This is a genomic window from Corynebacterium sp. TAE3-ERU2 (assembly GCF_019209955.1).
GTDB lineage: Bacteria > Actinomycetota > Actinomycetes > Mycobacteriales > Mycobacteriaceae > Corynebacterium > Corynebacterium megadyptis.
The window spans coordinates 95,614-119,996 of the sequence record NZ_JAHUTL010000001.1; the positions used below are offsets into that span (position 1 = coordinate 95,614).

General features: G+C 63.0%; 20 protein-coding genes. 8 read left to right on the forward strand and 12 right to left on the reverse strand.

Annotated elements, in window-relative coordinates:
* The first annotated feature begins 596 nt into the window (after positions 1 to 596).
* From KRX12_RS00405 to ilvD, 3 genes are all read left to right on the forward strand, one after another.
* Entirely contained in the window at positions 597 to 2,228 is a 1,632-nt protein-coding gene (locus KRX12_RS00405; RefSeq protein ID WP_218365368.1) for a mechanosensitive ion channel family protein, read from the forward strand.
* 6 nt (positions 2,229 to 2,234) lie between these two features.
* Complete coding sequence (locus tag KRX12_RS00410; RefSeq protein ID WP_218365369.1) at positions 2,235 to 2,852, forward strand: PH domain-containing protein; 618 nt, start codon at positions 2,235 to 2,237, stop codon at positions 2,850 to 2,852.
* A 493-nt stretch (positions 2,853 to 3,345) separates the two neighbouring features.
* Positions 3,346 to 5,190 (forward strand): dihydroxy-acid dehydratase, encoded by a 1,845-nt coding sequence (gene ilvD / locus KRX12_RS00415; RefSeq protein WP_218365370.1) that lies wholly within the window; start codon positions 3,346 to 3,348, stop codon positions 5,188 to 5,190.
* A 133-nt stretch (positions 5,191 to 5,323) separates the two neighbouring features.
* On the opposite strand, the gene KRX12_RS00420 is transcribed toward ilvD, so the two are convergent.
* On the reverse strand, positions 5,324 to 6,739 hold the full coding sequence (locus KRX12_RS00420; RefSeq protein ID WP_218365371.1) for a DoxX family membrane protein: 1,416 nt from the start codon (positions 6,737 to 6,739) through the stop codon (positions 5,324 to 5,326).
* A gap of 86 nt (positions 6,740 to 6,825) precedes the next feature.
* Entirely contained in the window at positions 6,826 to 7,704 is an 879-nt protein-coding gene (locus KRX12_RS00425; RefSeq protein ID WP_218365372.1) for a LysR family transcriptional regulator ArgP, read from the reverse strand.
* A gap of 70 nt (positions 7,705 to 7,774) precedes the next feature.
* Here KRX12_RS00425 and KRX12_RS00430 point away from each other — a divergent pair, with 70 nt between their 5' ends.
* On the forward strand, positions 7,775 to 8,572 hold the full coding sequence (locus KRX12_RS00430; protein WP_218365373.1) for a LysE family transporter: 798 nt from the start codon (positions 7,775 to 7,777) through the stop codon (positions 8,570 to 8,572).
* 105 nt (positions 8,573 to 8,677) lie between these two features.
* On the opposite strand, the gene mgrA is transcribed toward KRX12_RS00430, so the two are convergent.
* Entirely contained in the window at positions 8,678 to 9,772 is a 1,095-nt protein-coding gene (gene mgrA / locus KRX12_RS00435) for an L-glyceraldehyde 3-phosphate reductase (RefSeq protein WP_151641628.1), read from the reverse strand.
* Between the two features lie 81 nt (positions 9,773 to 9,853).
* Here mgrA and KRX12_RS00440 point away from each other — a divergent pair, with 81 nt between their 5' ends.
* The gene (locus KRX12_RS00440) at positions 9,854 to 11,212 is read left to right on the forward strand and encodes a M20/M25/M40 family metallo-hydrolase (protein WP_218365374.1); all 1,359 of its coding nucleotides are present in this window, start codon (positions 9,854 to 9,856) and stop codon (positions 11,210 to 11,212) included.
* A 126-nt stretch (positions 11,213 to 11,338) separates the two neighbouring features.
* On the opposite strand, the gene KRX12_RS00445 is transcribed toward KRX12_RS00440, so the two are convergent.
* From KRX12_RS00445 to KRX12_RS00460, 4 genes are all read right to left on the reverse strand, one after another.
* A complete protein-coding gene (locus KRX12_RS00445) occupies positions 11,339 to 12,751 on the reverse strand; it encodes an HNH endonuclease signature motif containing protein (RefSeq protein ID WP_218365375.1) in 1,413 nt (470 codons plus the stop codon).
* Positions 12,752 to 13,074: 323 nt separating this feature from the next.
* Positions 13,075 to 14,580: an Asp-tRNA(Asn)/Glu-tRNA(Gln) amidotransferase subunit GatB gene (gatB, locus tag KRX12_RS00450; protein ID WP_218363753.1), complete on the reverse strand. Its 1,506-nt coding sequence runs from the start codon at positions 14,578 to 14,580 to the stop codon at positions 13,075 to 13,077.
* Between the two features lie 64 nt (positions 14,581 to 14,644).
* Positions 14,645 to 15,676, reverse strand: a complete 1,032-nt coding sequence (locus tag KRX12_RS00455; RefSeq protein ID WP_218363754.1) for a 6-phosphofructokinase — start codon at positions 15,674 to 15,676, stop codon at positions 14,645 to 14,647.
* A gap of 28 nt (positions 15,677 to 15,704) precedes the next feature.
* Positions 15,705 to 17,204 (reverse strand): DHA2 family efflux MFS transporter permease subunit, encoded by a 1,500-nt coding sequence (locus tag KRX12_RS00460; RefSeq protein WP_255550005.1) that lies wholly within the window; start codon positions 17,202 to 17,204, stop codon positions 15,705 to 15,707.
* Between the two features lie 160 nt (positions 17,205 to 17,364).
* On the opposite strand from KRX12_RS00460, the gene KRX12_RS00465 reads away from it, so the two are divergent.
* Positions 17,365 to 17,679, forward strand: a complete 315-nt coding sequence (locus KRX12_RS00465) for a hypothetical protein (RefSeq protein WP_218363755.1) — start codon at positions 17,365 to 17,367, stop codon at positions 17,677 to 17,679.
* A gap of 168 nt (positions 17,680 to 17,847) precedes the next feature.
* Here KRX12_RS00465 and thpR read toward each other — a convergent pair whose 3' ends face one another.
* The 3 genes from thpR to gatC all read right to left on the reverse strand — a co-directional run bounded on the left by thpR (position 17,848) and on the right by gatC (position 20,454).
* Complete coding sequence (thpR, locus tag KRX12_RS00470) at positions 17,848 to 18,444, reverse strand: RNA 2',3'-cyclic phosphodiesterase (RefSeq protein ID WP_218365376.1); 597 nt, start codon at positions 18,442 to 18,444, stop codon at positions 17,848 to 17,850.
* A 213-nt stretch (positions 18,445 to 18,657) separates the two neighbouring features.
* Positions 18,658 to 20,142 carry an Asp-tRNA(Asn)/Glu-tRNA(Gln) amidotransferase subunit GatA gene (gene gatA / locus KRX12_RS00475; protein ID WP_218365377.1) on the reverse strand — a complete coding sequence of 495 codons (1,485 nt, stop codon included), beginning with the start codon at positions 20,140 to 20,142 and terminating at the stop codon, positions 18,658 to 18,660.
* An 18-nt stretch (positions 20,143 to 20,160) separates the two neighbouring features.
* Positions 20,161 to 20,454: an Asp-tRNA(Asn)/Glu-tRNA(Gln) amidotransferase subunit GatC gene (gene gatC, locus KRX12_RS00480; RefSeq protein ID WP_151529985.1), complete on the reverse strand. Its 294-nt coding sequence runs from the start codon at positions 20,452 to 20,454 to the stop codon at positions 20,161 to 20,163.
* A 145-nt stretch (positions 20,455 to 20,599) separates the two neighbouring features.
* On the opposite strand from gatC, the gene KRX12_RS00485 reads away from it, so the two are divergent.
* Positions 20,600 to 21,256, forward strand: a complete 657-nt coding sequence (locus KRX12_RS00485; protein WP_218363758.1) for an amino acid-binding ACT domain protein — start codon at positions 20,600 to 20,602, stop codon at positions 21,254 to 21,256.
* Here the strand turns inward: KRX12_RS00485 and ligA are convergent.
* Entirely contained in the window at positions 21,228 to 23,261 is a 2,034-nt protein-coding gene (gene ligA, locus KRX12_RS00490; protein ID WP_218365378.1) for an NAD-dependent DNA ligase LigA, read from the reverse strand. The two genes, KRX12_RS00485 and ligA, sit on opposite strands and share 29 nt — an antisense overlap.
* A 142-nt stretch (positions 23,262 to 23,403) precedes the next feature.
* On the opposite strand from ligA, the gene KRX12_RS00495 reads away from it, so the two are divergent.
* Positions 23,404 to 24,075, forward strand: a complete 672-nt coding sequence (locus tag KRX12_RS00495; protein ID WP_218363760.1) for a 3'-5' exonuclease — start codon at positions 23,404 to 23,406, stop codon at positions 24,073 to 24,075.
* 29 nt (positions 24,076 to 24,104) lie between these two features.
* Here the strand turns inward: KRX12_RS00495 and KRX12_RS00500 are convergent, their stop codons facing one another.
* Positions 24,105 to 24,263: a hypothetical protein gene (locus KRX12_RS00500; RefSeq protein ID WP_192796162.1), complete on the reverse strand. Its 159-nt coding sequence runs from the start codon at positions 24,261 to 24,263 to the stop codon at positions 24,105 to 24,107.
* Between the last annotated feature and the right edge of the window lie 120 nt (positions 24,264 to 24,383).

The window sequence follows — 24,383 nt, forward strand, 5'->3', positions numbered from 1 at the left end:
TGTACTACGCAGCAGAGTTGTCCCACCAGCACACCGAAAGATAGAGGCGCGGGTGGGCATATCCTGCCGGCGGGGAGTGAAACATCAGCTGTGTAATTATGTCGTAGCACTCAGCGGCGCCTCGGGGGGTGATGGAGGGACACAGACCGCTGATAAACCAAAACCCTCGGCGGGAACTCGTCTGGTGTTCGAGTCCGTCGAGGGCGCGTGCTATATGGGACGACTAGTACCGACCGCTACGGCGCGCGCCGCTCGGTAATTACGAGTACAAGTCGAATGTTGGTCATGCGGCAATAATACACAGCAGCCCTCGGAACTCACACACAATTCACAGAAACTACCCCCATCAGACGGCAGCGCGGCCGAAGCGGTCCGGCCACGGCCGACGCGCCACTCCCCCAGCGCGGCCGCATGCTGCGGCGATAGCGGGCGCTCTGCCGGCAACCGCGGACAGCGCCAGCACCACGGTGGCGGCGGAACTAAAAAATGCGGCTGAGAGTTAGATGAGAGCAGGTCAGGGTGGCTGCGGGTGGGCGTCGATAAGCGCTAATAACTCGTTGGCCACACCGCGGGAAACGACTATTTTAGAAACCACCATGCTCACTCAAGCTCAGTACATCTTCTATCAAACGCTCGACTGGATCGTCAGCCAAGGTCTCACCCTTCTTCTTCTCATTCTCTTGGGCCTACTCGTGCCCAGAGTCGGCAGGCTCATCAACCGCTACGTGCAATCCAAATGGGAGGACTCCGAGGAAGACCGCAAGGCCAGTCTCGCGCTCGTCGGCGCGGCCGTCTATATCGGCCAAGGTATCGCCTACTTCCTCCTCATCCTCGTCTTCTTCAAGACCCTAGGCCTCTCGCTCGTGGGTGCCGCCGTGCCGGCGACCGTCATTTCTGCCGCCCTCGGTTTTGGCGCCCAAGCCCTCATTGGCGACTTCCTCGCGGGCTTTTTCATCATCACCGAGAAGCAATATGGTGTCGGCGACTGGGTGCAATTCGAAGGCAATGGCATCAGCGTCGAAGGCGACGTCATGCAGATCACCATGCGCGCCACCAAGATCCGCACCCTCAACGGCGAAAACGTCACCGTCCCGAACGGTACAGCCCGCGTGTGCATCAACTATTCCAACTACTGGGCCCGGGCTGTCGCCGTCCTTCCGGTGCCGCTACTGGGATCCGACTCGGTGGAATCTGCCATCAGCCGCTCCACCAGCGCCGCCGAGCGCGCCCTCAATGACCCAGTAGTCAAGCGCGATATCATCGGCGAACTCGAAGTCCATCCCGCCGTCGATGTCGTTCCGCCCACCATCGTCGGCATGCCGTGGATGATGACCATGCGCTTTATCGTCCAGGTCAATCCCGCCCGCCAATGGGCCGTCGAACGCGCCATCCGCACCGAAGTACTCAAGGAATTCTGGGACGAATACGGCTCCGCCACCACCGTCGATGGCATGCGCGTCGCCGAGCTGCGCGACGCCACCACACGTCCCCTCGAAACACCACACTCCCTCGCAGCCCGTTCTTCGCTTGACGACGCCGCCCGCGCCGATAATAAACCTGCCGAGGATGCGGCACGCGCCGCTGGCGTGGCTGCTGCTGGTGCTGGTGGCGCTGCGGGCGTGGCTGCTGCTGGTGCGGCGGGCGCTGGTGCGGGCGTGGCTGCTGCTGGCGCTGCGGACGCAGCGACGCCCGACGAGGAACCGACTCAGCAGGCTGCCGCCCTGGCCGATGAACGCACCCGCAGCTTCCCTGCCACCGATGCGCCGGTGATAGAGGAGCCCGGCGTCGATAAGCGCGATGCCGAAGAAGATCAGGGCCCCACGCACATCTTCCGCACGGACGTCTACGAGCAGCGCTGGAAGCAGGCACTCTCGCTCGGCGGACGGACGCGCGTGTCCACCACGCTGATGATGATCGCGGCACTGATCTTGCTGATCACCAAGCTATTGACGGTGCAGCCGGCGGAGGACTGGCGGGCCACGACCCGCTTCGTCGACCCGACCACCTCCAGCAGCCAGCCCTCCACCCCAGCCTCAACCACGCCATCGCCCGCGACGAGCGAGCCAAATGGGACACCCGAGCCCAGCGCCACCAACCCAGCCCCCACCAGAAACTCGCCCGCCCCTAGCAGCTCGCCTGCTCCGAGCACCTCGCCCCAAGAGCCAGAGCAGTCCGAACCGGAGAACTCGGAGGCTAATAATCCCAGCGAGACGACGGACGTAGAATAGGCAGCTATGAACTCACGCCCCGGACACTCAGATAAGCCCGCACGATCCTCCCGCGCCCGCAGCACAGACGCCGCAGGCCGAGCCGATACTGCCCGCTCGAGTACCCGGGATGGTGCTGCCAAACGAAGCGACGAGATCGTCACCACCTTCCGCCCCGACCGCAGCCACATCCTCGCGGCCGTCATCATGATCCTCATCGCCCTGGTAGGCGTGGCCTACCAGCCGTTGCTTCTCGGCTGGATCCTGCTACTGCCGCTGATCTTCATCTATTACGTCCTAAAGTCCGCCACGCTGGTGGGGCCGGCGGGCATCACCATCTCCCCCGCCTTTGGCTCCTCCACAACCGTGCCCTGGGACAACATCGACGGCGTGGAGTTTTCCGGGGCCAAAGCCCTGCTGCGCACCTCCGACTCCCAGAAGCACCGCATGCCGGGCGTGACCTTCAATTCCCTGCCCAAACTGGAAGCCGCCTCCCAAGGCCGTATCCCCGACCCCATCACCCAAGGGCGCGACGCCGCCGCAGAGAAGGTCGAAGTGGTCCATAGAGATGGGCGCAGCGAGCTTCGCGAGAAAAAGCCCGAGCGGGACGCCTCCACAGAACAGAAGGACAAGCCTCAAGGCTAGACTGAGGTGCGGCTGCTGTGGGGCGCTGAGCTCGTGTAGCTGCTGTGGTGCGATGGCGCGGCGCGGTGAGCTGGTGCGGCGCGGCGCTGTGGCGGCGGTGATCGATGGGGCGAGCACACCGTCGCTCGCGCGTGCATCCGTCTCATACTCCCCGCTGATTGTCCGCATACTACGAGCGGGCCCCCACCGGCGGCATAACTTCCCAGGGCGCACACGTGCTGTGGATGCTACTACGCATCAGCCTGACTCCCCCGCACACACCCTGCCGCCGGCTGCGGTATTCGTGGTGGAAAAACACGGCGCTGGCCCTCGTTCCGCGGTTAAGAAAAGCAGCGTCGCAGCGTCGATAAGCTGCATAAATCCGATAAAACAGCCGAGCACTCTCGCGCAACCTGGGGCGCTAAAGCTGCCCCCGTCACTAATTTTTCAGGCCTGACCCTCTACTCTGTAGCGTAGTCACCCATCAATCGTCATTTTCGGAAGTGTTCACCTTATGATTCCCCTTCGCTCACGTGTGACAACTGTCGGCCGCAATGCCGCCGGGGCGCGCGCCCTCTGGCAAGCAACTGGTACCAAGCCGGAGGATTTCGGCAAGCCCATCGTGGCCATCGCCAACTCCTATACTCAGTTCGTTCCAGGGCATGTGCACCTGAAGAATGTCGGCGATATCGTGGCCGATGCGGTGCGCGCCGCTGGGGGTGTGCCGAAGGAGTTCAACACCATCGCCGTCGACGACGGCATCGCCATGGGCCACAATGGCATGCTCTACTCGCTGCCCTCGCGCGAAATCATCGCCGACTCGGTGGAGTACATGGTCAACGCCCACACCGCCGACGCCCTGGTCTGTATCTCTAACTGCGACAAGATCACCCCGGGCATGCTCAACGCGGCGCTGCGATTGAACATCCCCACCATTTTTGTCTCCGGTGGCCCCATGGAATCGGGCGAGGCGATTGTGGTTGATGGCGTCGCCAAGCGCGGATCCGATCTGGTGGACGCGATCTCCGCCTCCGCCAACGACACCGTCGATGATCACCACCTCGAGCAAATCAGCAACTCTGCCTGCCCCACCTGCGGGTCCTGCTCCGGTATGTTCACCGCTAACTCGATGAACTGCCTCACCGAGGCCCTCGGGCTGAGCCTGCCGGGCAATGGCTCCACCTTGGCCACCCACGCCTACCGGCGCCGCCTCTTCGAGCGGGCCGGGCAGCGCATCGTGGAGATCGCCCACCGCTACTACGCAGAAGAGGACGACTCCGTGTTGCCGCGCGCCATCGCCAACCGCGATGCCTTCACCAACGCCATGACACTGGACGTGGCCATGGGCGGTTCCACCAACACGGTGCTGCACATTCTGGCCGCCGCCATCGAGGGCGAGATCGACTTCACCCTCGACGATATCGACGCGATCTCGCGGCGCACCCCGTGCCTGTCCAAGGTGGCCCCCAATTCCGACTACTTCATGGAAGACGTGCACCGGGCCGGCGGCATCCCCGCCATCTTGGGCGAGCTCTACCGTGGTGGCCTGCTTAAGGAGACCGTCCACTCGGTGCACTCCGATTCCCTGGCCGACTACATCGCCCACTGGGATATTCGCGCCGAGAACCCGAGCGAAGAAGCAATGGATCTCTTCCACGCAGCTCCCGGCGGGGTACGTACTACGCAGCCGTTCTCCACCGAGAACCGCTGGGAAAGCCTCGACACCGACGCCGCCGGCGGATGCATCCGCGACGTCGAGCACGCCTATACCGCCGAAGGTGGCCTGTGCGTGCTGCGGGGCAACATCGCCGAGGACGGCGCCATTTTGAAAACCGCCGGTATTTCCGAGGAGCAATTCCACTTTGAAGGCACCGCCCGCGTCGTGGAGTCCCAGGAAGAGGCGGTGTCTGTGATCCTGAACAAGGTGCTGCAGCCCGGCGAAGTCCTCTTCGTCACCTACGAAGGCCCCGCCGGCGGCCCCGGCATGCAGGAAATGCTGCACCCCACGGCGTTCATCAAGGGCGCCGGCTTGGGCAAAAAGTGCGCGCTCGTCACCGATGGTCGCTTCTCCGGCGGCTCCTCCGGGCTGTCCATCGGCCACGTCTCCCCCGAAGCCGCCGCCGGCGGCACCATCGGCCTCGTGCGCACCGGAGACCCCATACTTATCGACGTCGCCTCGCGGACGCTTCACGCCGATATCTCCGAGGATGAACTCGCCGCGCGCCGCGAAGAGGAAAACTCCCGCGAACGCCCCTTCACTCCACACCAGGACCGACCCCGCGCAGTGAGCAAGGCGCTCAAAGCCTATGCCGCCATGGCGTCCTCGGCCGATAAGGGCGCTGTGCGCATCGTCGACTAGGGCTAGCGGGGCGCTTCTTCCAGGCCGTGTCGGTTGCGGAGTAGAAGGCGTCGATAAGCGCTGTGCGTAGTGCGCAAAATAAGAAAGGGGCTGGTCTGTGACGACCAGCCCCTTTCGGTTATGTGTTGCGGCGCTAATTCAGCGGATTAACTCCGGCGCCAAACCACCACAGTGCAACGGCGGCCGCGCCACCAACAAGCACCCACAGCCACGAGCTCAGCAAGGGGCGGTGCGCCCACGAGCGGTTGAAGTCGAGCGATAGCTTGCCCGGGCCGGTGAACTGGAGGGCAAGTACTGCGAGAATCATGACTACGCAGAAGAGCACCTCGCCCGACCAATTCAACGGATTCACACCCGCATTGAGCACATCGATCTGGTGCAGCGCAGACAACAACGTGGCGACAATACCCACGGCCGCAGCGACCGGGGTCAAGAGACCAAGCAGCAAGAACACACCGGCGAGCAGCTGCAGGCTGGGCTGAACAACCGACAGCAGCCACGGCATCGCGTAGCCGCTGAACTCGTTTTCCAACCCAGACAGACCCTCGGAGTCGCCGAGCTGGAAGAAAGTCTTCACCCCGGCGAGGATCAGCAATGCGCCCACGCCTACGCGGAGCAGGAAGATACCGAAGTCCAGGGTGCCACGGCGGTGGTCCAGCGCCGGGTCATAGGGCTGTTCGGCATCATCGGCCGGCTCCGCCATATCGCCCTCCACCCACTGGGGGCCGGCGGCCGGTGCTGCAGCCGCGCCGGATGCTGCAGCCACGCCCGGCGCTTGTGCGTAGTCCGCATCATAATCCGCATCCCCTGCCGGCTGGGGGCGCTGAAGAGCCACAGTCTCCTCTGCAGCCGGGCGGGTCGGCTCGGGGCGCGGGGGTTGGCGTCGTTCCGAGCCAGGCTGGGCCGCGGGTGCCGGCGTGCTTTCAGGCTCCGTGGCGCGAGTGTCGCGAGCGCTAGTCGGCGCATCCGATGCGAGCGGACGAGAACGCTCGGGATGCTTGTCCGAGGCGGCCTGAGCAGAGGCAGCGGCCGCGGCGGCTGCGCCGGCGCGGGGCATCACGACAGTTTCGTTGCTGTCCTCTTCGCGACTAGGGGTGCTACTACGCACCGGAGCAGCACCGCGCTCGGGTGCGTCGTTCGCGGGCTGTGCTGCAGGCTGTTCTGCAGGCTCAGCAGCGCGTGCTTGCTCAGGCTGGCCGGCCTGGCCGCGGGGTGGAATAGCCTGCGGTGCTGCACGGCCAGTGCGTTCGTAAATACTGCCCGCCGTGGAGCGCTTGCCAGACTTCTTCGGCTCGGGCGTGGAACTCTGCTGCGTAGTAGCAGAGGACTGTTTTTTAGAGTGAGCCTCGTCGCGCGCACTCGCTGCGGGCTCGCTAGCCGCAGGCTTATCGGATGCGCGTTGCGACTCCGAAGCCTTGGCGTCCTTGGAATCCCGGCGCGCATCGGCCGAGCCCGCGGAATCCTTGGGGTTGTAGGTAGGGATTTCGGTGTCCTCGCCGAAGTCGTCGGCACGGGCCTTGTCGGGGCGGGGGTTCTCAGGCTTGGTCATGCAGCTCAGCGTATAGCGCCGAGCTGGTGAAACGAAGGATTTCCTCACCGGCGTGCCGTGAGTGTGAGGGAACCTTTACAGGATTGTTATTGCTCGAGGGCGGTGGCAGCGTCCAGGACAGCGTCGCTGAGCGCACCCAGGATGGGTGATTCGAGCCGCCAGTGCTGCCAGTAGAGGTGGACTTCTTCGACGCTGTCATCAAGGAGGACCACGTCGCCGCTGTCGAGGAGGGGGCGTAGTTGCGTCTCGGGAAGAAGGCCCCAGCCGAGGCCGACGCGGGCTGCGTAGACGAAATCTTCCGATGAGGGGATCCAGGAGATGCTGCGGTGGCGGCTGTCTTCGCCACTGCGTAGTCGCCCGAGCAGGTCGTGTTCCTGGAGCTCGTCATTGGGGCCGTAGCGCAGCGCGGGCATCGAGGCCCAGTCGAGGCTGCCGTCGGGGCGGGTGTAGGTGTCGAGGAGCCGGGGATGCGCGGCCGCGCGATAGCGCATGACGCCGAGATAGTGGGATTCACAGCCGGAGACGGCCTCGGCTTCGCGGGTGACGGCGCCGAGGACGTCACCGCGGCGCAAGAGGTTGCGGGAATGGGATTCGTCTTCGATGCGTAGTCGCAATGACGCACTATTCCAGGAGGCGACGTCGGCAAGCACCGGCCGAAACCAGGTGGAGAGTGAGTCGGCGTTAATGGCGATGGCTAGGGGCACGCGGCCGAGGCGCCCGCGTAGTTGGGCGTTGGTTTCGGCCTGCAGCAGCGCCATGCGGCGGCCCGCCTGGACGAGGATTTCTCCTGCCTCGGTGGCGCGGACGGGGTTGGCGCGTTTGAGCAGTACCCGCCCGATCGTGTTTTCCAGCGCTTTGATTCGCTGGCTGACCGCCGAGGGGCTGATGCCGAGCCGTGAGGCGGCTGCTTCGAAGCTGCCTTCATCGACGACGGCGAGGAGCGTGTTCAGCTTGACGTTGTCCATGAAGCAATTTTAACGCAGGTGAAGAATACTTAATTTTCCTTCACGCGTGGAGTGCAAGAATATTGAGTACGTGATTGCACTGAATGGCTTTTTCGTTGGATTGTCCCTGATCATCGCGATCGGACCGCAGAACGCGCTACTGCTCAAACAAGGTGTTAAAGGAGTCGCCGTGGGCGCGGTCGTCACCGTCTGCCTGCTCTCCGACATTTTGCTCATTCTCGGCGGCACTGCTGGAATGGGCGTACTCGTCGAGAAGGCCCCCACCGCGCTCGTCGCCCTGAAATGGGCTGGGGTGGTGTATCTCAGCTACTTTGCCTACACCTGTTTCCGGGATGCGCTCGCTCCGAAGGCGGGCGCACTACGCACCACGGATGTACGCGATCCCGAAGAGATGGATCTGCGTGGCGAGGATGCTACTACGCACAACACCCCCGAGATCATCGCTGAGGCAGGCGCACTCCAAGACACCTCTTTCCGCCGCACCGACATCGGCGAAGAGCACAGCGATCACGGCAGTGGCTACGTCTCCGGCGGCAGTGTTGCCACCAAGCGCCGCAGCCGCATGACTACCTCCGAAAAACCGTGGCTCAGGCCGGTGATCGCCGCGCTCGTGTTCACGTGGTTCAATCCGGCCGCCTATATCGACACGCTGGTCATGCTGGGCGGACTCGCCAACCAATTCGGCCCCGTCGGTCGTTGGGAATTTTCCGCCGGTGCCCTGGCAGCAAGCGTGTTGTGGTTTCCCACCATCGGTTTCGGTGCGCGTGCGCTAGCCCGGCCGCTGTCGAAGCCACAGAATTGGCGCCGACTCAACTTCGCCATCGGCATTGTCATGGTGATCATCACGGTGCGGTTGGCCTTGCACTAGCGTGTGAAGCGCATGCGAGGTGGCGTCGACAAGCATTATCGACGCCACCTCGCGTTTTTCAACCCGATGGCTCGTGGCCGCGTGGTTGCTCGCTCTTCTGCGTAGTTACTTCTTCTTCGACGCGGTCGCCCCGGCCCAAATATTGATTCCGGCATCATCGGAGGCCTCGTCGATGGCGGCCAGCTCGGCGTCGGTGAAGTCCAGATTATCCAGAGCCGCCACGTTGTGGCGCAGCTGTTGCGCAGACGATGCGCCCACCAGAGCCGAGGCCACAGTCAGCTCACCGAAATCACCTTGCTCGCGCAATACCCAGGCGATGGCCATTTGGGCGAGGCTTTGCCCGCGCTCGCGCGCAATGTCGTCCAGGGCCCGCACCATGGCTAGATTGCTCTCGGAGAGCATGCTTTCGCCAAAAGAGCCCTTCTCGGCCGCGCGGGAATCGGCGGGCACGCCGTCGAGATAGCGGTCGGTCAGTAGTCCCTGAGCCAGCGGCGAGAAAGCAATCACCCCGAGCCCGTTGTCGGCAGCGGATTCAAGCAGGGACTCGCCGTCCTCGCCGGGTTCTTCGACCCAGCGGTTCACAATCGAATAGCTCGGCTGATGGATCAGCAGCGGGCAGCCTTCCTCCTGCATGATCGAGGCTGCTTCTGCCGTCAGCTCTGGCCCATAGGAAGAAATACCCACATAGAGCGCTTTTCCGGAGGCGACAATATCGCGCAGGGCATACATCGTCTCCTCCAACGGCGTATCCGGATCGGGGCGATGGTGGTAGAAGATGTCCACGTAATCCACTCCCAACCGGTCTAGCGATTGATCCAGCGAGGACATCAAGTACTTGCGCGAGCCACCAAACCCGTAGGGGCCGGGCCACATGTTCCACCCTGCCTTCGAGCTGATGATCATCTCATCACGATGCCCTGCGAAGTCGCTACGCAGAATCTCGCCGAAGTTGCGCTCCGCGGAGCCTGCGGGCGGCCCATAGTTGTTGGCCAGGTCAAAGTGTGTGACGCCGAGATCAAAGGCACTACGCACAATATCTCGCTGCACATCGAGACGACGGTCATCGCCGAAGTTATGCCACAACCCGAGAGAGAGGGGCGGCAATTTTAGGCCTGAATTACCCACCCGGCGATAGTTCATGGACTCGTAGCGGTCCGGCGCGGGTTGATAGGACTGGGGTGCTTCTACTGTGAATGACATGCTCCCAGTGTGCCTGCGACAGTGGCGATCGTGCTACTACGAAACAGGGCCACTCCCCCATTACCGCTGCTAGCCCATAATATGGGGAAGATGACTACGCATCAGCTCTACGACTCCACTCTTGACCTACTTCGCACACTGATCCGCAACGCGTGCGTCAACGATTTCACTCCCGGCTCGGGCAACGAAAAGCGTACCGCCGAGACCCTCCGTGAGTTCTTCTCCGATGCTCCGGCCGAGGTTCGTGAGCGCCTCTCAATTGAAAGCATTGAGCCCAGCCCAGGTCGCACCACTCTCATCGTTACTGCCGCCCCAGCCCACGATGAGGGACTCGCCCCTCTTACCTTCTTCGGCCACACCGACGTCGTTGTCGTCGACGAACAGCACTGGACCAAACCCTGCTTTGACGCGGTGATCGAAGACGGCAAGATCTACGGCCGAGGCGCGGTAGACATGCTATTTATCACTGCAGTGCAAGCGGTCGTAACTAAATGGGCTGCCGCACAGAATCATCTTCGCCGCCCGATCCAATTTGCTGCTCTCGCCGATGAAGAGGCACGCGGTGGACTCGGGGCGGGTTGGATCGCCGAGAACCAACCCGATGCCCTTTCCTTTGATCATTGCCTCGGTGAGACCGGCGGTGGGCACATCGTTCTCGATGGAACCTCGCGCTGCGTAGTAGTCAACGCCGGCGAGAAAGGAGCTGCCCAGCGACGTATTCACTTCACCGGAGATCCTGGGCACGCATCGACTCCGTGGGGAACAACAATGACCACGGGCATCCTGGGTGAAGTCACCACCCGGCTAGCCGCATTGTCTATCCCTTCTGATCAACCCCTGTGGGAGCCGTTCGTCCGCGCCTTTGGTTTCGATCCCGAGACTGAGCGGGCATTTCTTGCCCACGAGACGGACGATTACAGCCCGTTCGGCGAGATGTCCCGCTTCGCCCATGCAATCTCTCACACCACTGTCGCTCCCACAGTTGTTCGCGCCGGCGGCCCCATCAATGTTCTTCCCTCATCTGGGTATGTGGATCTGGATATCCGCCCCACACCAGGCATGACCCAAGACGATGTGGATGCCTATCTTCTCGAAGCCATTGGCGAGCTGCGTAGTCACTGCCGCATCGAACGGCTGATCTGCGAAGATGCCACAGTATCCCCCACCGATTCACCGCTCTACGACGCGATCAGCGCAACTTTGGCCGAGCTCTTCCCCGAGGAACAGGTGCTGCCCATCATTGCTTCAGGGGGTTCAGACTTACGCTTCGCCCGTAAAATGGGCGGCGTCGGCTATGGCTTTGCAGCACATGCCGCTGGACGCACGCTCGGCGAAGTCCAGGCCCAGCTGCACGCCCACGACGAGCACCTGCATCTCGAAGACCTGGACCTGACTCTCCGTGCATACCTGGGAGTAACTGAACGCTTCGCAAGCGACTAAGCCCCGCGCGCCTTAACGACGCCGCCCGCACCGTGTACAACCACCTCGCAAAGCCGTCCCCTCTCCTCGCCCGCCCCACCTCCTAGGGGCTCCCTGGGTGGAGTTCTCGCGTGGCGTGGCGCAACGCTAACTCTGAGCGTCGGTGGCGGTGTCCTGGCTGTGATAGGCACACGGCTCGGGCCAAGGCTGGGCCCGCACTTTTGCACCAGGCGCTTGCTGCGCTGCCACGGAGTCGTTGACGTGGACTTCTGGGCTGGATTCTGCGGCGTGTGCCCCGCGGGTCGCACCTACTCGCCCCGTCTTGGGGTCCCGCGCTGCATGGTGTTTGCTGTGGTGGGCGCGGGTGTCATCGTTGTCGCTGTGGTGGATGCGACAAAGACAGGTGAGATTCTCAATATCCGTCGCCCCACCCTGCGCATAGGGCTCGATATGGTGAATTTCGCATTTGGAAATGGGCGTCGAGCACCCAGGATGTGAGCACACATTCTGCGCCGCGGCCAAGGCAATGCGCTGAAATATATTGGCGCAGCGCTCGAATCTTCCCAACCGAAGAACATCGCCAGTATGCGGATCATGGACTGCAAGGAATCCGTATTTTTTCATGCCGAGCGCCATGACTTGCTCAGTGGTCAAGGGAATACCTGTGTTTGTGGGGTGCTCGATGCCGGCATTGGCGTAATCGCAGTGGGTGAAATCTTTCGGCGAAATGCACACCACCAGAGTGCTGTCTGCATTCCCTGTACCGCGTTTAATAACGGTGCTAAACGCCTCTTCGTAGCGTTGGTGATAAGAACGCTGATCCCCCTTGGGGCGAGGCTTTCTCATTTCGCGATCGACCTGATCTGTCAGGACTGCTGCCGCATCGGGCGCAATACGCCCGAATATCCCCACATTGCCATCGGTTCCGGGTTTGGTGATAGTTAAGCGTCGAGAAGCGGCGCTATCACGGTCAGCCTCAGGTAGCGAACTATTGACCCGGCGCACGCGCAGAATCAGCAGTTCACGGGTGTCATCATAGGAATGCTCGGCGCCATAGCTGATTGCCTCGAGGCGAATCGATTCGCGAATGCGCGCATCTTTCGTGCGCAACCCAGCCAAACTCGTTTCAATGAGCCGGCGCATATCGGCGCTCAACCGGTGTCGCCGCAGCTTATCGACGCTCAAAGCCCGCAACTGGCGAGCCTCTTCAACGCGCTGCGCCGTCTCGTGAGCCGGCTCATCCTCCGGCGGTGCGTCCTTTATCGGCCCATACAACCGTGCCGCCTGGGTAGACACATTCGAGGCCCGCGTTTTCGACCACCCCAGGGTGTCTTGTAAAAACCGCACGGGCTTTTTCGTACCAGCCACAGCAACAGCCTTCTCGCTTCGGACGCGGTGCGCGAGCAAAACATCAGTGTGGGCTTTCAGGTCTTGAAGCTGCTCCAATCTCTGATAGGTGGCTATAACGTGGTCGAAATCCTCCACCCCTGATTCCAATTCTTCGGTGAGACGAAGCAAAAAGGCCTCGTACTGGCTAATTTCATCGATAAGTGCGGTCATCGTGTGTCCCCCATGGCAACAATGCTCGTCGTTGTGTGTGTTGACAGCACTGTGACAAATCCGCGCCCCCTCCGCCACGCTTTCGCCCCGCCACGCGACTGACTTGTGGATTGCGCGAAATTTATGCACAGCCTAGGACGATGGTTGTGCGGTCATCGACACTTTCGGGTAGGCACTACGCATCAGAGCGCGAACAGGAAAACACGCCGCCACCGCTAATGCGTAGTCCCTTTTACCCACACACCAACCCCTCCCAGGCTGCGAGCACGAAAAAAGCCGGCAGCACCTCTCGCGAGGTCGCTGCCGGCAGCTCTGCTGCGTAGTTACTGTAGCTTCGACGCGATGAGCTGGTTGACTACCGCCGGGTCGGCCTTGCCGCGGGTAGCCTTCATCACGGCGCCGACGATGGCACCGGTGACCTTTTTGTTGCCGGCCTTGTACTTTTCCACGATGTCAGGATTGGCAGCCAGGGCCTCGTCGACGGCCTTCTCGATGGTGCCGTCGTCGCGCATGACTTCCAGGCCGCGCTGGGACACAACCTCAGAGACGCTGCCCTCGCCAGCGAGCACGCCATCAACGGCCTGGCGGGCGAGCTTGTTGGTGAGCTTGCCCTCGTTGATCATGCCCACAACTTCGGCGACCTGCTCGGGGGTGATGGCCAGCTGCTCAAGATCGACTTCGAGCTCATTGGCCTTTTGGGACAGATAGGACACCCACCACGAACGGGCTTCAGCAGAGGTGGTGCCCGCATCCATGGTGGCGACGATGAGATCGAGGGCGCCTGCGTTCACCAGATCACGCATGGCGGCATCCGATAGCTCCCATTCCTCCTGCAAGCGCGCCCGACGCACCCACGGCAGCTCCGGCAACGTCGCGCGGATCTCCTCTACCCACTCGCGCGGAGCAACCACCGGCGGCAGGTCAGGGTCATTGAAGTAACGGTAGTCATCCGCGGTTTCCTTGCGGCGCCCCTGCGTAGTCGTGCCATCAGTTTCCTGATAGTGGCGAGTCTCCTGGCGGATCGAGCCCCCATCCTGCAGCACCGCAGCCTGGCGCTGCATCTCGAAGCGCACGGCCTGTTCCACAGAGCGCACCGAGTTGATGTTTTTGGTCTCGGTGCGGGTGCCGAACTCGCTCTGCCCGATGGGGCGCAGGGAGAGGTTGGCGTCGCAACGCATCGAGCCCTGGTCCATGCGAGCATCGGAGACCCCAAGGGCCTTGACGAGATCACGCAGCGCAGACACATAGGCGCGGGCCACCTCAGGCGTGCGGGCACCGGCGCCTTCAATCGGCTTGGTCACGATCTCAATAAGCGGCACACCGGCTCGGTTGCAATCAACCAGCGAGGAGGTGGCACCCTGGAGGCGTCCGTCGGCGCCGCCGATGTGGGTCAGCTTGGCGGTATCTTCCTCCATATGAGCGCGCTCGATCTCGACGCGGAACACCTCGCCATCATCGAGCACCACATCGAGGTAGCCGTCGTAGGCGATCGGCTCATCGTACTGCGAGATCTGGTAATTCTTCGGCTGGTCCGGATAGAAGTAGTTCTTGCGGGCGAAGCGCGAGGACTCCGCGATCGAACAATTCAACGCCAAGCCAATCTTGATCGCCCATTCCACGCCCTTGGCATTAACTACCGGCAGCGCCCCGGGCAGGCCCAAGCTCACCGGATCCACATTCGAGTTCGGGGTGTCTCCGAAATGCGCGGAGCTCGCCGAGAACATTTTGGTCTCTGTCGACAGCTCCACATGCACCTCAAGCCCCATCACGGGATCGTAGGTGGCGAGGACATCCTCGAAGTCCATCAGGTCAAAATCCGCTTGCGTCATAGCACCCCATAATAGTTCATGGCCCGCACGGAGATATCCATGCGGGCCATGATCCTTCTACTCTTTAGCCAAACAGCGCCTGAGCAGTGCGGTAGCGCCCCTCGGGCACGCTCTTCAGCTTGCCCACAGCAACATCAAGATCCACCAGCTCGATGTGCTCACCGCGCAACGCCACCGACTTGCCGAAGTCGCCAGTGTGGCAGGCGCGGGCGGCGTGCACGCCATAGCGGGTGGCGAGCACACGGTCGAAAGCGGTCGGGGTGCCGCCGCGCTGGATATGCCCCAGCACGGTGGTGCGCACATCCTGGCCGAGGCGCTTTTTGATCTCCTCGCCGATGACCTGGCCGATACCATTGAAGGTCTTGTGGCCGAACTGGTCTTCCTCGCCCTCATCGAAGTCCATGGTGCCCTCCTTGGGCAGCGCTCCCTCGGCGACGACGATAATGCCGTATTTCTCGCCCATCTGGAAGCGGCGTTCCATGCGCTTACAAATGTCATTGATGTCGAAAGGATGCTCCGGAACCACGATGTAGTGGGCGCCGCCGGCCATGCCGGCGTGCAAGGCAATCCAGCCCACGTGGCGGCCCATGACCTCCACGATCATCACGCGGTTATGGGATTCAGCAGTGGTGTGGAGACGGTCGATGGCATCGGTGGCCACAGACACTGCGGTGTCGAAACCGAAGGTGTAGTCCGTGCCATTGACGTCATTGTCAATGGTTTTCGGCACGCCCACCACGGGGATGCCGTTATCGGAGAGCCACTTCGCGCCCTTGAGAGTGCCCTCGCCGCCGATCGGAATCAGGGCGTCAATGCCCGCATCCTCTAGGTTCGCCTTGACTTGATCGATCCCCTCGCGGAACTGGTTCGGGTGCAAACGGCCGGTACCCAAAATGGTGCCGCCGCGCAGCAGGATGCGGTCAATACTCTCGTCGTCATAGAGCTGGGTGCGGCGATCCTCAAGCAGGCCCACCCAGCCGTCTTGGTATCCCACCACCGTGGAACCATACTCGGCGGTCGCAGTACGAACGATACCGCGGATAACAGCATTCAGGCCGGGGCAGTCGCCACCAGAAGTCAGAGTCGCAATACGCATGCGTTTCAGTCTAGTCCTTATCTTTGTGTTATGCCCGATCGGACAGCGTATTTTCCGGTTTCGGAAACGTGTATTTGCTTACAGTCACTAATCCACAGATCATCGCCAGCATCGGCAAGGACATCGCGAGCGCCACGCTCGTCGATAGCACCGCCCCCACAGCGGCGGCGCCGATCACCGAACCAAGCTGACGCGTAGTGTTATACACCCCTGAGCCCGCACCGGAGAGCTCCGGGGTCAGCTCCCGCATGGTCGCCACCGAGTTGGGGGCCCACACGAACGCGCTCGCCACACCGAAAAGAGTGAGCGGGATCATCAGCAGCAGCGGGGCGGCGTCGATAAGCATCAGCCCCGTCATAGCCCCGAGCACAAGCACGCAGCCGCCGAATCCCACCAGCGACATCGTGCGCGGATGTACCCGGTCGGACATGCGCCCTGTCACCGGGGCGAGCACGAAGGCCACCAGCGCCATCGGGATCAGCAGGAAACTGGCCTGCTGGGCGCTCATCCCGTGGGTGGACTGCAGAAACAGCATCACCGGCAGCATCATCGAGTTCACACAAAAGCCCATCATGGCGATCGAGAACGCCCCGATCGAGAAGTTGCGGTAGCCGAAAATCTGCAGCGGCACCAGGGGGTCGCGCTGGGCGCGGGCGGCGCGGCGTTGCAGCGCGATGAATGCTACTACGCATAAGAGCGCCAGGGCGAACAAGACCCACACCACTGGTGCGTAGTGGAGGGCAGGCCCCTGCTGCACCGCGAAGACCAACGCGAACATACCGATCATGCTGATCGCCACGCTCGCCAGATCGATCCGGCGCGCCACCCGCTCCAGTGCGGGCACCCAGGCCCACACCAACACAATCGAGACCACACCGATGGGCACATTGACGAAGAAAATCCACTGCCATCCGAAACGGGACACCAACAGCCCGCCAAGCAGCGGGCCGGCGAGGTTCGCCAAACCCGCCACCGCGCCCCACACGCCCATGGCGGCGCCGCGGCGATGACGCGGAAAGATCCGGTTAATCACACTCATCGTTTGCGGGGTCAATAGCGCCGCACCAATGCCCTGCACCGCCCGGGCGATGATCAGCGCATGCACCGACTGCGACAACCCGCACGCCAGCGAGGACAGCGTAAACACCGCCATGCCCACCATGTAGACCTCGCGCTGGCCATACCGGTCCCCCAGGCGCCCGGTCACCAAAAGCGGCACTGCAAAACACAGCAGATAGCTACTGGTCACCCACACCACTTCGGTGAGCGTCGCATCGAGCTGCGCATATAGCTGCGGGGTCGCCACCGCCACGATGGTCTGATCCAGCAGAATCATAAAGAAACCGATGCACAGCGCCGCCAGCGCTTTCCACTGCGGCCGGAGACTCTCCTGCTCCATCGGCGCCGTGGGCCCCTGACCAGGCCGCGCGGCATCAGCGCTTGTCGACGCCATCTCGGGGCCAGCAGCCGCAGCAGACCGCGCCCGAGCCGCGTCGGTATCCCGTGCGGGAAAACGAGGAGTAGACATGGCACGCCAGTCTACTCCGACGCCCCTGCTCCCCCGGCGGCCCCATCGCGCCAGCCCAGACTCGTTAGTCTCACGGTGCTACTACGCAACAGAGTGGCTCACCCCCGATCGCCGCCTCGGTTCACCCCACCGGCTGCTGTCGCGGGCTACGATAGCCGGTATGAACCTGAAAAAAGCTGAGAACGTCAATACTGCCGCCATGGTCACCGTCGGCCTGATCGGTGGCTGGCTCACCGCCCGAGAAACCTTGATCCGCCCCCTTGGTGGGGCTGTCCTTGCTGCCGCCGGCGGCTATGCGGCCCGCAGCTGGTACAAAAAGAGCGGCGGTGTGGTCGCTACCGGGCTGACCGGACTCTACGTTGCTGGTTTCGGCCTCTCCCACCCGTTGGCGAAGAAGATCGGCGCATGGCCTGCCGTGCTGTCTGTCACCGCCGCCACCGCTGGCGCTGCTTGGGCGCTCAACGATAACGCCTAACACCGCTTTTCACCGCACATCCCACGCGCCACGGCCCATGCCTCAAGTCAGGCATGTCCAGCTGCGGCGCGTGGTTTTTCTGTGGGGCGCCCCTCGCCCCGCCGCCACCGCGCTACCGGCAGTCACCTCGCCGCGCTTAAGGTCACACTGGCTATCTGTACCCTCTCATCACTGGGCGAGCGGAATACTTCCCACACGGCGATGCAGCGCGCCGCCGCCTGGTCCCGCCCCCAGCTCGGAGACCAGCACGTCTACCCGATCCACGAGGAAGCTGGGCCCCGCATAGAGCGCACCATCCTGGGCGATTTCTGCAGTAAGCGATACAGCGGGCGTCTTCTCTGGCCCGTCTCGATGAGCCTGTGTTCGCCCCCGCCGCATGCGAGCCACCGTGAGATGCGGGCGCGGGGTGGCGTGGTCCGGTTCGATTCCAGGCAGCACGCACCGCCGCATACACTCGGTCATCTCGCGTCTGCCGTCTCCCACCCCGATCCACAGATAGCGGCCGTGGAACTCCCCCGCCCCGCGCAGCGACAACCGAAACGCCGGTGTGTCCCGAAGCGATTCCGCCAGGTGCTGCTGCACCGTGCCGATACTTCCGCTGGGCATCTCGCCATAGAACTGGCACGTGATATGCCAACTGCACGGCTCGCTCCACCGCAGCTGCCCGGCCGCGTGCCCCGCCGCGGAGAGACTACGCAGCGCAGCGGCCAGATGATCGCGGGCGGGCGCACTGGGATATACCGCGCTGAATAGTCGCACACTCATACCCCTCAGCGTAGCTTTCTCACCAGCGCTTTTCGACGCCACCAGCCGCCGAATATCGGTGCGCAAGCGCGATCGAGACCGCCATGGGGCAGCCTCGTGTAGGCACGCAGTGCTCTACTGCGTAGTAGCAGAAGGCACGGCACACCTGGTGTCGCAGGTGTGCCGCGCCGTATCAGTAGCGCCAACCGGAACATCGGCCGGCGCAAGAACTAATTAAGAGCGCCCAGCCTCGAAGGCGGCGCCGACTGTGTAGAGGCGGTCGTCGCAGAAGGCGGGTGCCATCAGCTGGAGGCCGACGGGGAGGCCGCTGTCGGAAGCCATGCCGGCGGGAACCGACATACCGGCCAGGCCTGCCAGGTTCAAGGGCAGGGTGAAGAGGTCGAAGTTGTACATGGCCAGCGGGTCGTCGATCTTGTCACCGAGTTTGAAGGCGGTGGTCGGGGTGACGGGGCCGGCGATGACGTCGACGGTTTCGAAGGCGCGGGCGAAGTCGCGGGCGATCATGGTGCGCACGCGCTGGGCCTGCAGGTAGTAGGCGTCGTAGTAGCCCACCGAGAGGGTGTAGGTGCCGAGAATGATGCGGCGTTTGACCTCGTCGCCGAAGCCGGCGGCGCGGGACATGGCCATGACGTCGTTGGCGGAGTGGGTGCCATCGTCGCCGGTGCGTAGTCCGTAGCGCATGCCGTCGAAGCGCGCCAGGTTGGAGGAAATCTCCGAGGTTTGGATCAGGTAGTAGGCGTTGAGCGCGTGGTCGAAGCTGGGGCAATCCACCTCGACGATCGTTGCGCCCTGCTGCTTGAGCTGCTCGAGGGAGGCGTCGATGGTCTCGAGAACACCGGCTTGGTAGCCATCACGGATGAACTGCTTGGGGCAGCCCACGGTCACGCCGCTGAGGTCGCCGTGGGCGCCCTTGGTGGCGGCGTCGACCACGGGGGCGACGGGCTTATTCACGGAGGTGGCGTCGAAGGGGTCCTCGCCGGCGATGACTTCGTGCAGCAGCGCGGTGTCGAGCACGGTGCGGGCGGCGGGGCCGCCCTGGTCCAGGGAGGAGGCGCAGGCGATCAGGCCATAGCGCGAGACCGTGCCATAGGTGGGCTTCACGCCCACGGTGTTAGTCAGCGCGGCGGGCTGCCGGATCGAGCCGCCGGTGTCGGTGCCGATAGCCAGCGGGGCCTGCAGCGATGCCAGTGCTGCCGCCGAGCCGCCGCCGGAGCCACCTGGGGTGCGCTCGGTGTCATAGGGGTTGCGGGTGAGTTTATAGGCCGAGTTCTCGGTGGAGGAGCCCATAGCGAACTCGTCCATGTTGGTTTTTCCGAGAATCGGAATACCCGCCTCGCGCAGCTTGCGGGTCACCGTGGCGTCGTAGGGGCTCATATAGCCCTCGAGCATTTTCGAGCCCGCCGTGGTGGGGGCGTCGGTGGTGACGAAGACATCCTTCAGCGCCAAGGGAACACCGGCCAAAGCCGAGGCGGGCTGCTCGCCGCGGGCGAGAGACTCATCCACGGCATCGGCGGCCGCCAAGGCCTGCTCGGCGCCGACATGCAGATAGGCGCCGATATCTCCATCGACCTCCGCAATGCGATCAAGGAAGGCCTGGGTGACCTCGCGGGACGATACCTCGCCGGAGTGGATCTTGGTGGCCAGGTCGGCGGCGCTGAGCGAGAGAAGTTCTACGCTCGATTCAACATAAGAGCTCATGTAGTTGCTATCCCTTCTCTATTCGCCCAAAATCCGCGGCACGGCAAAACGCTGCTCGGCCGAATCGGGGGCCTGATCAAGTGCCTGCTCCGGGGTCAGCGAGGGCTTCACCACGTCCTCACGCATCCCCGTGGATACCGAGTGCGGGTGGCTCATCGGCTCGACGCCTTCGGTATCGACTTCCTGCACGGCCTCGACGTGATCAACAATATTGATGATCTGCGTGCCGAGGTGATCGAGCTCCTCGTCGCTTAGAGCTAGCCGGGCAAGGTCGGCCAAGTGGGCCACCTCGCTGCGAGAAATATCAGCCACGGTGAATTCGTCCTCCTCTTAGGGTTTCGCTGTAACTTCCCTAGCTTAACCTACGGCTACTACGCAGCAGAGTGCCCCGCCCCATGCGGCCCCACGACCCCCGCCTCCTGCCGCCTAGATCACAAAAGTCGCTACTATGAACGGTGTGTCCTACCTAATACGAGTCCTCCTGCCCGACGAACCCGGCAGTCTCGGCATGCTTGCTGAGGCGATCGGTGTCATTGGCGGCAATATCCAATCAGTGGATGTTGTGCACCAATTCGACAGCGGCACCGTTATGGATGACATCGTGGTGGATTTGCCTTCTGGCACTCTCCCAGACAGCATCGTCTCCGCCGCGCAGGAAATCCCCGGTGTGATCATCGATTCGCTGCGCCCCTTCTCGGGAGTGGTCGATCGCCGCGGCCAGATCAAGATGCTGGCTGCTGTCGCCGAAAACTCTAGGCGTATCGACGTAGCCATGAAGGAGCTTGTCGACGTCATCCCCCGCACCATGACCTCTGGGTGGGCCATTGTGCTCGGGCCTGCTGGGCGTGTGGCGGCCTCCACTGCCGCCCCCGAAGACGACGGTAATCTCCCGGAGATCAACGTCCATTCCGCCCGCCTGCTCGACCCCGAGAAAGAAACATGGGTCCCGGAACGCTGGGCGCTCTTGGATGCCTCGCTAGCGGTGGTGCCGCTGGGCGAGAGCGACTTACTGCTGGTGGTGGGCCGCCCCGGCGGCCCCGATTTCCTCTCCAGCGAGGTCGAGCACCTCGGCAACGTGGGCCACGTTATTGGCTCAATCCTAAAAGCTGCATAAAGCCCGCCTCGTCGAGGATCTCCAGGCCGAGATCGCGGGCCTTGGTTTCCTTCGAGCCGGCATTCTCCCCAGCCACCACATAGGTGGTCTTTTTCGATACCGAGGACGCCGCTTTGCCGCCGCGCGCGACAATGGCGTCCTTCGCTTCTTCGCGGGTGAAATTCTCCAGGGTGCCGGTGACCACGATGCTCATGCCCTCCAGCACCTGCGGCAGCTCCGCTTGCTCGGAGATATCTTCCTCCATGGTCACCCCGCTCGCGGCCCAGGTGTCCACGATGGCCCGGTGCCAGTCCACCTGCCACCAGTCGGCGATCGATTCAGCAATCGTCTGGCCCACGCCCTCGACTTCAGCGATCTCGGCCAGGGGAGCGTCGAAAAGCGCTGGGATCGAACCGAAATGCTGGGCGAGCGCCCGGGCGGCGGTGGGGCCGACGTGGCGAATAGAAAGCGCCACGAGTACCCGCCAGAGCTCCACCCCTGTCGAGGCAGCGAGATTATCCAGCAGTTTTTTGGCGCTCGCATTGAGCGCGCCGGTGGAGGTGGTATACACCGCGGAGGCGCGCAGGTCCTCCTCGCTGAGATCGAAGAGCCGAGCTTCGTCGCGGAGAATCCCGCGGTCGATCAGATCTTGGGCGCCTTTCTCGCCGAGGGCCTCGATATCGAAGGCGCTCCGCGAGGCCAGATAGGACAGCCGGCCGGTGAGCTGCCCGCGGCACGAACGGGTATTGGGGCAGCGCCAATCAGCGTCATCGGCCTTCGCCGGGCGCAGTCGCGTGCCACACTCGGGGCAAAGCGTGGGGAAGATATACTCCCGCTCGCTGCCATCGCGGGTATCGGCCACCGGGCCCAATACCTCCGGAATGATCTCGCCGGCCTTGCGAATCACCACGGTATCGCCGATAAGAACGCCCTTGCGGGCCACCTCCTCGGGGTTGTGCAGGGTGGCCATGCTCACCGTCGAACCGGCCACGAACACCGGATCCATCACCGCGTACGGGGTGACTCGCCCAGTGCGGCCCACGCTCGCCCGAATATCGATGAGCGTCGTGGTTACTTCCTCCGGCGGGTACTTATAGGCGATCGCCCAGCGCGGCGCCCGGGATGTCGCGCCATAGTCGCGCTGCTGCTGCAGATCATTGACCTTCACCACCAAACCATCGAGCTCGAACACGGCGTCGTGCCGGTGCTTTTCCCAGTAATTGACCTGGGCGATGATCTCCTTCGTGCTGCTCGCCGTGGTGGTGTACGGCGAGGTGGGTAGCCCCCATGCGGTCATCGCCTCATAGGCCTCGAGCTGGGAGGCGGGGCTAAAGCCCTCGCGGGCGCCGATACCGTGGCAGACCATGCGTAGTTTCCTACGCCGCACCGCCGCGGTGTCTTTTTGCCGCAGGCTCCCGGCGGCAGCATTGCGCGGATTAGCGAAGGGCTTGCCGCCTTCTGCGATCCGCGCGGCATTGACGTCGGCAAAATCCTCAATGGCGATAAACACCTCGCCGCGGATCTCGACCAGCTCGGGCACCGGATACTCCGCGCTGTGCTGCAGCTGATGCGGAATGTCCTCAATCACCTTGGCATTGGCGGTGATATCTTCCCCCACCCGGCCATCGCCGCGCGTGGCAGCCCGCTCCAGCTGGCCCTGGCGATAGACCAAGTCGATCGACAGGCCATCGATTTTCAGCTCTGTCAGGTACTCCGGCGCCGGAGTGCGCTCCAACCAAGCCCGCAGCTCATCGAGCGCGAACACATTATCCAAGCTATACAGCCGCTCGAGGTGCGTGACATTGGCAAAGCTCGACGATTCCGATACCGGCGCGCCCACCTGCAGGGTCGGCGAGTCCGGCACCCGCAGCTCGGGGTGCTCGGCCTCCAGGGTCTCTAGCGCACGAAAAAGCTGATCAAACTCCGCATCCGAGATCTCTGGCTGCTGGTTGTAGTACTTCTCACGGTGATGGCGCACTGTCGTCGCCAGCTCGTCCCACTTTTTGCGCAGATCGTCTGTAGTCACAATCCGACAGTCTAGCGCGTGCCCACCCACAGGATTGTGGTGCTACTACGCATCAGAGTTGCGCGAGATGGCGTCGTCACGCGCCCTGCCCCAACCGCACGTGGCGACCGAGTGTCCGGTGCGCAGTTTAAGCTAAGTAACCATGAACCACTTCGATCCGCAGAACATGCTCACCTTCGACCTTGAGACCACCACCAACGACCCCATGGAGGCGCACATTGTCACCTCCGCGATCGTCTCCATCAAGGGGCGCTCGGTGGAGCCGCTGGAGCTGCTCGCCGATCCGGGCGTGCCGATTTCGGAGGCCGCGACGAAGGTGCACGGAATCAGCACCGACTATGCCCGCGAGCATGGCCGCCCGCACGATGAGGTTCTGCGTGAGACCATCGACCGGATCTATCAAGGCTGGTCCGATGGCCAAAGCCTGGTGGTCTTCAATGGCACTTTCGATCTGACGATTCTGCGCCAACGCTCCCAGGACTTCGTCATTAAAGGCCTGGTCTATGACCCGTATGTGATCGACAAGGCCAAGGATCCCTATCGCAAGGGCCGGCGCACCCTGGGCAGCCTGTGCGAGTTTTATGGGGTGCGCCTCGACAACGCCCACGAAGCCACCGCCGATGCCCTCGCCGCGGCGCGCATCGCGTGGAAGCAGCTGCGCATGTGGCCCGAGCTGGCGCAAATGGACGCCGATGAGCTCATGGAACAGCAGGCCGTGTGGTACTACGAGTCGCAGTCGAGCTTGAAGAAATACTTCGAAAGCCGCGGCAAGGACTCCTCCACGGTCTCAACCGTGTGGCCCATGCGCGGCTAGCTACATGATCCGTGGGCGCGGGGGCGGGCTTAGAGAATAATCGCCGCCGCGATCACGGCTAGGAAAATCACAGAGACGATGATGCCGATGATGGTGCTGGAGCGATCGTCTCCAGTAAAGTCCGGCAAGCCGTATTTGTTTTTAGGGAGCGAATCCGGATCCAGCTCCTCGCCTTCTTCTCGGCGCACGACGTTTCTCCTTGGATCGGCAGGTGATCGATGCGCTGCTAATCCTAGCTCACCGAACCGCATCCGAGTTCTCCCCCGCCTGCGCAACGCTTATCGACGCCATCTCGCCGCCACACATCC

Coding starts and splice junctions, on each gene's coding strand:
- KRX12_RS00405 (WP_218365368.1), top strand. CDS start 597: ATGCTCACTCAAGCTCAGTACATCTTCTATCAAACGCTCGACTGGATC.
- KRX12_RS00410 (WP_218365369.1), top strand. CDS start 2,235: ATGAACTCACGCCCCGGACACTCAGATAAGCCCGCACGATCCTCCCGC.
- ilvD (WP_218365370.1), top strand. CDS start 3,346: ATGATTCCCCTTCGCTCACGTGTGACAACTGTCGGCCGCAATGCCGCC.
- KRX12_RS00420 (WP_218365371.1), bottom strand. CDS start 6,739: ATGACCAAGCCTGAGAACCCCCGCCCCGACAAGGCCCGTGCCGACGAC.
- KRX12_RS00425 (WP_218365372.1), bottom strand. CDS start 7,704: ATGGACAACGTCAAGCTGAACACGCTCCTCGCCGTCGTCGATGAAGGC.
- mgrA (WP_151641628.1), bottom strand. CDS start 9,772: ATGTCATTCACAGTAGAAGCACCCCAGTCCTATCAACCCGCGCCGGAC.
- KRX12_RS00440 (WP_218365374.1), top strand. CDS start 9,854: ATGGGGAAGATGACTACGCATCAGCTCTACGACTCCACTCTTGACCTA.
- KRX12_RS00445 (WP_218365375.1), bottom strand. CDS start 12,751: ATGACCGCACTTATCGATGAAATTAGCCAGTACGAGGCCTTTTTGCTT.
- gatB (WP_218363753.1), bottom strand. CDS start 14,580: ATGACGCAAGCGGATTTTGACCTGATGGACTTCGAGGATGTCCTCGCC.
- KRX12_RS00455 (WP_218363754.1), bottom strand. CDS start 15,676: ATGCGTATTGCGACTCTGACTTCTGGTGGCGACTGCCCCGGCCTGAAT.
- KRX12_RS00460 (WP_255550005.1), bottom strand. CDS start 17,204: ATGTCTACTCCTCGTTTTCCCGCACGGGATACCGACGCGGCTCGGGCG.
- KRX12_RS00465 (WP_218363755.1), top strand. CDS start 17,365: ATGAACCTGAAAAAAGCTGAGAACGTCAATACTGCCGCCATGGTCACC.
- thpR (WP_218365376.1), bottom strand. CDS start 18,444: ATGAGTGTGCGACTATTCAGCGCGGTATATCCCAGTGCGCCCGCCCGC.
- gatA (WP_218365377.1), bottom strand. CDS start 20,142: ATGAGCTCTTATGTTGAATCGAGCGTAGAACTTCTCTCGCTCAGCGCC.
- KRX12_RS00495 (WP_218363760.1), top strand. CDS start 23,404: ATGAACCACTTCGATCCGCAGAACATGCTCACCTTCGACCTTGAGACC.